Annotated in this window: 6 protein-coding genes; 3 read left to right on the plus strand and 3 right to left on the minus strand. The window is 53.6% G+C overall.

Annotation, left to right across the window (positions count from 1 at the left end; genetic code table 11):
- Window positions 1–65 precede the first annotated feature (65 nt).
- Together ntdP and recX are read right to left on the minus strand one after the other, a co-directional pair.
- Window positions 66–602, minus strand: a complete 537-nt coding sequence (gene ntdP, locus ACYVRB_RS01145) for a nucleoside tri-diphosphate phosphatase (RefSeq protein ID WP_461213020.1) — start codon at window positions 600–602, stop codon at window positions 66–68.
- Between the two features lie 85 nt (window positions 603–687).
- Window positions 688–1482 carry a recombination regulator RecX gene (gene recX / locus ACYVRB_RS01150; RefSeq protein ID WP_461213021.1) on the minus strand — a complete coding sequence of 265 codons (795 nt, stop codon included), beginning with the start codon at window positions 1480–1482 and terminating at the stop codon, window positions 688–690.
- 70 nt (window positions 1483–1552) lie between these two features.
- On the opposite strand from recX, the gene ACYVRB_RS01155 reads away from it, so the two are divergent.
- The gene (locus ACYVRB_RS01155; protein ID WP_461213022.1) at window positions 1553–3052 is read left to right on the plus strand and encodes a helix-turn-helix domain-containing protein; all 1500 of its coding nucleotides are present in this window, start codon (window positions 1553–1555) and stop codon (window positions 3050–3052) included.
- A 127-nt stretch (window positions 3053–3179) separates the two neighbouring features.
- Window positions 3180–4031 carry an aldo/keto reductase gene (locus tag ACYVRB_RS01160; RefSeq protein ID WP_461213023.1) on the plus strand — a complete coding sequence of 284 codons (852 nt, stop codon included), beginning with the start codon at window positions 3180–3182 and terminating at the stop codon, window positions 4029–4031.
- A gap of 113 nt (window positions 4032–4144) precedes the next feature.
- On the opposite strand, the gene ACYVRB_RS01165 is transcribed toward ACYVRB_RS01160, so the two are convergent.
- Window positions 4145–4522 carry a hypothetical protein gene (locus tag ACYVRB_RS01165; RefSeq protein WP_461213024.1) on the minus strand — a complete coding sequence of 126 codons (378 nt, stop codon included), beginning with the start codon at window positions 4520–4522 and terminating at the stop codon, window positions 4145–4147.
- 124 nt (window positions 4523–4646) lie between these two features.
- Here ACYVRB_RS01165 and rlmD point away from each other — a divergent pair, with 124 nt between their 5' ends.
- A complete protein-coding gene (gene rlmD / locus ACYVRB_RS01170) occupies window positions 4647–6008 on the plus strand; it encodes a 23S rRNA (uracil(1939)-C(5))-methyltransferase RlmD (RefSeq protein ID WP_461213025.1) in 1362 nt (453 codons plus the stop codon).
- The last annotated feature ends 207 nt before the right edge of the window (window positions 6009–6215 follow it).

Genomic DNA, 6215 nt, shown 5'->3' on the forward strand with positions numbered 1-6215 from the left:
GCAAAATCCGCATCTTGTGCCGTAAATAAAAAGCCAGGGATCACCCTGGCTTCCCTCTTCGGGGTCTACACCCGGTGGGAGAGTTGCAAGTACCGGTTGTACCACAAGTCGATATAAGCTTGGGAGAACGGTCCCTTGCCGTGGTTGATCCAGTCGACTAATACCTTCACATTGGCTTTCAAGATCCGGTCGGTGGTGGCAGGATATTGCCATTGCCGCCGGTGAGCCTCATATTCATCAACATCAAGTAAACGCTTCTCACCGTCTGGGAACACCTTGACATCAAGATCGTAGTCGATATACTTCACCGCTTCTTGATCCAAAGTGTATGGGGTCGCGAGGTTACAGTAATACGACACGCCACCTTCTCTGATCATCGCGATAATATTGAACCAATAGTGCTTGTGAAAATAGATAATCGCCGGCTCGCGGGTCAACCACCGCCGGCCATCGCTTTCGGTCACTAAAGTGTGATCGTTACAACCGATCAATGCATCTTCGCTGGTTTTGAGGACCATCGTATCTCGCCACGTGCGGTGCAGACTACCATCGTGCTTGTAGCTTTGGATGGCGACTGAATCGCCTTCTTTGGGTATCCGCATACTAAACCAGCTTCCTATTGATCTGTACGCGCAATATTATATCAAAAATACCGCGATGATGCCATCGCGCTTTGATCTCCGGCCGCTACTCCTCAGCTAGCTCAGCCAACACCGTGTCGATCGCATCCAGATCATAGCCTTTGCGATATAATGCCTGTTTGACCCGTTGCTGGCGCTCATAGCCTTGATACTGCCGCTTTTGCCGCCACAGCTTGGCGGCGGCAGCGCGCAGGCGTTCGTTTTCCGAATCGGGATCTGCGACCAGCGCCAAGTCGGCTAACACGGCCTCTGCAACGGCCTGATCGAACCCTTTTTTCATCAGGGTCTGACGGATCTTTTGTTGCCGCATGTAAAACGGCTGGCGGCTGGTTTGCGCCGCGGCTTTCTTCGCCGCTTTTTGCGCCGGCACCAACCAATCCGTGTCTGCGACTGCCTGCACGGCCGTTTGGATCACTGATTCAGCGATGCCGTGCTGTTTGAGCTTGGCGGCGACCACCGTCGGGCCCTTGTCTTTGAGGTGCAGGTCATCGTTGATGAAGGCCGTCGCGAATTGGGCGTCGTCGAGATAATGCAGCGAATGCATGTGGGCGACCGCCGCGTCGATCGCCGTCTTCGGCAGATCCGCTTCTGCGAGCTTGGTGCGGAGTTCATGTTCAGTGCGTTGCTGGTGGCTGAGATAAGTCAGCGCCAGCTGGTTGGCTTGGGCGACGACTTCTTGGGCCGCAATTTTTGCCTGCAAGGCGTCATCAATGACCAGCCCCTTGGTCAGGCGAAAATGGATCAGCGTGCTTTCACTGACGGCAAACGCATACTTGCCATCTATGAATACGTTGAACCGTCCTGGTTTTTTCTGTGGTGTCAGTTTTGTTATCGATGCCATGACAGTTCCTTTCTCGAATAAGTCAATGATGTGCTATACTACAAAGTAACATGATGTGAGGAGATTAGGGATGTTTGAAGCTTACTTCTTCGATAAACGCGCAACGATCAATTACCGCGTTTATCGCGTGCTCAAAGCACTACAAAACACGAACTTCACCGTCAACAGACTGAGCCAAGAAGCTCAGCTGAGTTACTCACAAGCATATAACGCGTTTCAAGATATCATCGCGGACCTCCAGCAGTTCAGTGATGTCGAGGTCGACATCGCCGATGAGGCCGCCTTTTCCAAGCTTGCTGCAGATATCACCGTCGATCAATACCGGTTCCATCTCCTTCAAGAAAGCATGGCGTTTTCCTTTTTCGACTACCTGTTTCAAGCCGAACAACCCGACGTGCATATTTTTTGCGCCATGCACGAAATCAGTATCTCCACTTTACGCCGGCGGGTCGAAGGCTTCAAGACTTACCTCCAGTCCAAAGGCGTGTCACTAAACACCAGCACCTGGGGGCTTGAAGGCAGCGAGTTGCGGATCCGCATGGTGATGTTGAACTTCTTCATCTTGGGGTATCGCGGCGTCGGCTGGCCATTCGGGGAAAACGACTACCAAGCCACCTTGGCAGAATCGCGACGCATCACACAAGAATATCCTGACTGCTGGTTTACCGCCGACGCGGTGCTTTCCAAGCAAGACCTGATGGCACTAGGGGTACAACGGTTACGGATGAGCCAAGGCCACCTGTTGCCTCAAGAAGTCGCCTTCACCCGCTTGACCCAAGCACCTGGCACCACCACTTTGCCTGATGTGATCCAGGCAGAATCGCCACAGATCGCGACTAACGAAAGCGGCTTTTTCTATTTCTGTCGCATCCACTTTTTGTCTTTGCGCGAGCAATTGACCACCGTCGATCGCTGGTTGCTCTCCCATTTTCAACGCCGCGACAGCGTCATCGCGCACTTTGCCGATGGCCTGATCAGCTTCCTCAACACGCATGTGCCAGACGATGCGCCTGACGCCAACGCTGATCACGAACATCTGCGCGCCAACCTCTACCGGCTGACCTATTCATTTTGGCTGTTTGGTGGTGATTTCTCTAAGCGCTTGGATTTCTATGACGAAGACAAAAACGCCAGTACCTTCGGGCAACTGCCGGCATTGATCGATACATATTTTGACAGTTTAACCGGGGATGCCGCTGCGATGAAGCCATACCAGTCGATCATGCGCCGGGTCATGTACAACGTGATCCGCGGCGATTACCCGACACTAGACGCCGATCACCAGCTAAGTGTGGCGGTGTTGATCGAGCCAGGCACCTTCACCTTGCGCGACATCTTGCACTTCCTCAACGGCATCGACTTTGTCCGGCTGACGCCGGCAGAAGAAACGCTGGACGCCGACGTCATCATCACCACGCTCACCAGCTACGAGCTGATCGATGATTTCTACGGCAAAGACCACGCGCCGGTGATCCAGTGGCAAAGTATGGCGGCCGAGGAAGATTACTACCGCCTGTATGCGGAGCTTTTGCGCCGCCACCACGATAAGAATGCCAAAGCAGCATCGTAAAACGACAAACAGGCGTGTGACCTCAGTCACACGCCTGTTTTGGCGCCAATTTTAATCAATTGGGTGGTTATTTATCAAGATGGTGGTATGCTGATTATAAATAAGCACATTAAGTTAGGAGATCAAAATGAATAAAGATTTTAAGTTTGATGACGAATTAACCGTCCACCGCCTTGGTTATGGTGCCATGCAGCTTCCTGGCAAAGGCGTCTGGGGCCCTTCAGCGGACCCGGACAATGCGGTCAAGGTCGTCGACGCGGCGATCGACAACGGTGTTAATTTCATCGACACCGCCGATTCCTACGGCCCGCTATACGCCAACCTCTATGTCGGCGAAGCCTTAAAGCAACGCCCTGACAAGAAGGTCATGGTCGCCACCAAAGTTGGCTTTCTCAGAACTGCGCCTAACAAGTGGGTGGAATTGGGCAATCCGGCTTATCTTCGCCAGCAAGTTGAAATGAACCTTTTCACCTTAGGGCTGGATCATATCGACCTCTTGCAGTTGCACCGCATCGACCCAAATTACTCGATCGAGGAACAAGTCGGTGAATTGGCCAAGATGCAACAAGAAGGCAAAATCAAGCATATCGGGCTGAGCCAGGTTTCGGTTGCCCAGATCAAAGCCGCGCAAAAAATTGCCCCGATCGTTTCTGTGCAAAATCGCTACAACTTGATCGATCGTACCGACGAAGACGTTCTGGACTTTGCCGACAAGAACCACATCGCCTTCATTCCTTGGTTCCCCTTGGCAACAGGCAAGTTGACGTCAGGCGACACGATTTCGAAGATCGCCCAAAAGTACGACGCCACTCCGGCCCAGATCGCCATCGCGTGGTTGTTACAACGCTCAGACGTGATCCTGCCGATTCCAGGCAGCGCCAACGCCGATCATGTGGTCCAAAACATCAAGGCCCAAGACATCAAGTTAGCCCAAGCCGACTTCGATACGTTGGCACATCTCAACAGTGATAAGCGTTAAGCGCAACTGCTCAACGTCAATTACTCACCATACAAACAGGCGATTAGGGTAACCCTAATCGCCTGTTTATGTTCTTAGAAAAATATAGATGCCCCTATCACACTGGTTGGCAGTCAATTGTGGACCGGTTTGGCGACATAGCCGCGGTAATACGTGCTGGCTTCATAACCAAAGATCATGACGACCACCAAGGCGGTCACCCACATGGAACTGGACTGCCTCATGTACCACAGCACCAGCAACACGGCCAGCATGATGGCGATATACACACCTTGCAACTTCTTGTTGGGCTCGATGCTGAACACGGCATCAGGTGACTGAAATTCCAGTGTGCGCATGGCCGAAAAGCGGCCGACGCGATACTTTACCACGTCGCCGCGTTTTACTTTTAATTCGATCTGGGAGCGACTGGCCACGGCGTATGCCTTCTCGTTGACCCAAACCGTCGCCGTCATCTTACGAGACATGGCGTTCGTATAATAAATCTTCATCCGACATTTTCCTCCATCGCGTGCCTAAGCACGTCCATCAACATTATAGCAAAACGCAAGCGATTACGCGATGCATCTGCGGGTCGTTTCGGGTATAGTAGAGTCATCAACTAAGGAGTCTATCATGGAAGAAATTACAATCGGCCAGCGCTTCCCGCTGACGATCAAGCGTCTGGACATCAACGGCAACGGCATCGGTTATTACAAACGCAAGATCACCTTCGTCGTTGGCGCCTTGCCTGGCGAAGTCGTGGTGGCAGAAGTCACCGCCATTCACGACCGCTATCTGGAAGCCAAGTGCCACCGCGTCAAGCAACCATCTCCACACCGCATCACGCCGATCGATCCCCACTGGGGTCAAGTCGGCGGCGTCGAGCTGGGGCATCTCGACTACGGCCAGCAACTCGTGTTCAAACGCGACGTCGTCAGCCAAGCCCTCGCCAAGTACAAACCCGCCGGTTGGCAACACTACGACGTGCGCGCCACCATCGGCGCCAAAAATCCCTTGCATTACCGCAACAAGGCTCAGTTCCCTGTGCGTATCCAAAACGGCCACGTGGTCGCCGGGCTGTACGCCCCCAACTCCCATCGCCTGGTGCCTTTGACGGATTTTGCCACCCAAAAGCCGCTGACGATGACCATCATCAACAAGCTGTGTGCCTTGTTAGAAAAGCTCAACGTCCCGATCTACGACGAAGCCGCGCATTCCGGCATCGTCAAGACGCTGGTGGTCCGCGAATCGACCCGCGGCGAGGTGCAAGTCACCTTCGTCACCAACTCTAAGAAATTGCCGCACCACACCCAGCTGCTGGCGGCGATCGCCCAAGACATGCCAGAAGTGGTTTCGATATCGCAAAACATCAACCTCGGTGAAACCAGCCTGGTCTGGGGACCAGAAACCAAGCTGCTCGCCGGCAGTCCTTACCTCACGGAAACCATCCGCGGTCGCGAATTCCGGTTGTCGCCACAAGCGTTCTTGCAGCTGAACCCTGAGCAAACCGAGCGCCTGTATCAGCTGGCGATCGACGCCTTGGCTCTGCAGCCACACGAAACACTGGTCGATGCCTACGCCGGCGTCGGCACCATCGGCTTGGCCTTGGCGGACCAGGCCAGGCGCGTGCGCGGCATGGAAACGATCCCCGAAGCCGTGGCGGATGCCAACGCCAACGCTGAGCTTAACCACATCACCAACGCCCAATACGAAGTCGGCAAGGCCGAAGACCTTTTTCCAAAATGGCTTCAAGACGGCTTCAAACCCGACGCCGTGATCGTTGATCCCCCACGTGCCGGGCTGGACACGCAGTTCATCCACGCGTTGCACCAGGCCAAGCCCAAGCGCTTCGTGTACATCTCTTGCAACCCGTCGACGCTCGCGCGCGATCTGGTCGCGTTGAGCCGCGACTGGCGGGTGGATTATATTCAATCCATCGACATGTTCCCGCAAACCGCGCGCTGTGAAGCCGTGGTGAAGTTCACGCGGCGGTAAACCCTAAACAACCTCATAAACATCAACACCGGTGCCACACAACCCATTAGCGTTGTGCGACACCGGTGTTATTATTTTGGGACGGATTTACAATTCAAGTGCAACAAATTAGTCAAATAGAAAAGACTCATAGCCTGAGTCCTTGTAAAATGGAATCACCACAAGACCAACTACAAGGAGAACTCGACTATGAGTCCGTACACCCAT

The organism is Lacticaseibacillus boliensis (assembly GCF_054784775.1).